Annotated in this window: 2 protein-coding genes; both read right to left on the bottom strand. The window is 38.7% G+C overall.

Going from position 1 to position 1,304, the window contains the following annotated elements:
* Positions 1-60: 60 nt before the first annotated feature.
* A complete protein-coding gene (locus KNP76_RS15495) occupies positions 61-906 on the bottom strand; it encodes an N-acetylmuramoyl-L-alanine amidase (RefSeq protein ID WP_214845040.1) in 846 nt (281 codons plus the stop codon).
* Positions 907-921: 15 nt separating this feature from the next.
* A complete protein-coding gene (locus KNP76_RS15500) occupies positions 922-1,152 on the bottom strand; it encodes a BhlA/UviB family holin-like peptide (protein WP_214754984.1) in 231 nt (76 codons plus the stop codon).
* Between the last annotated feature and the right edge of the window lie 152 nt (positions 1,153-1,304).

Below are 1,304 nucleotides of genomic sequence, written 5' to 3' on the forward strand. Positions count from 1 at the left end.
TGGCTCAGTATCCGCATTTGGTGGCTCAGTCGTCCGCATTCGGTGGCTCACAAGTCCGCACTAGCGGCTCTCTGTATCCGCAATACTCAAATTGTGAATTTCAATAGTGCCTAGAGATTTTATAGAATTTGAGTCATTAGGATTCATTAAACTTAAAGCTACTCGTTCAATATACAATAGTGCTCCAATTTGAAGATTGTGAGGTATAACTTTTGGATTATTCATCTCCAATTTCTTTACGGACACATTATATTTTTTGCTGATGGACCAAAGGGTATCTCCTGAAACGATTTTGTGAGTTCGATTCATTGTTTTTGTTGTTTGTAATTCAGAGTTAGTAGTAAGAACAAGACTGTAATGCTTAGCAACTGCATCTGCTACAAGAGCACCTGCAGTTCTCAGTTTATCCTTATTGCGAAGAACATGAATATCAGTAGTAGAATCCATGAATCCGCCTTCAATTAGAACTGCCGGCATGTAGTTGTGATTGATAACTTGCCAGTTTGTGTGCTTAATACCTCTGTCTCTTAGTCCGTAGCTTTCAACGAGAACTGGGTGAATCGCTTTAGCAAGAGCTAAAGTAGAATTGCTCGGATTTTCTTTTGTAAATAGCTCTGTCCCTCCGTGTGATCCCCACACCCCTAAATAAGCATTATGATGAAATGAAATATAGGCTGTACCACCTAGCTTTACTGCTTTTTTTACTCGTTCTATCAACGGAACGTCCACTAACCCCGTTCTATCATCTACTCGTGTAATTTCGGCGTTTTTATACTGCATCATACGTGCTTCAAAACCTATAGCAATTTCATTGTTAAATGTCCATTCGCTCTCTCCATCCGGAGATCTTTTCCCCGGGGTACTTATGGCATGACCCGCATCTATGATAAAAAGTATATCGGACATCACTACATCCTCCTTTCATTTTTTATCTTTGAATTCATGAAGCTCTTGACGTATCTCTGTAACATCTTCCGTTAGACTTCCATAACTAGTCACTAATTTTGAAAATTCAAATTTCATATCATTTAAGAAACCATACAGTTTCTCTTCACGCCTTGAAGAAGTATTCAAAACATAAATTAAGAGCCAGATAAATAGCCCTACGAAGATACTGTCCTTCATTCCAAACTCTAAAAGCAATAGTTCCAAATTCCCTCTCCTCTCAAATGTGCCTTTCTTAATTCAAATCTTATTTTAAATTTAAATAGAAAAGAGGCTGGGACATAACTCAGTAGATTTATAACAAAGAGGCCCCCGGGAGCGACTTGTTCGCTCACGGGGGCCTCTTGTCATTTTTATGG

The sequence above is a fragment of the Exiguobacterium sp. s150 genome (assembly GCF_018618435.1).
Lineage (GTDB): Bacteria > Bacillota > Bacilli > Exiguobacteriales > Exiguobacteriaceae > Exiguobacterium > Exiguobacterium alkaliphilum.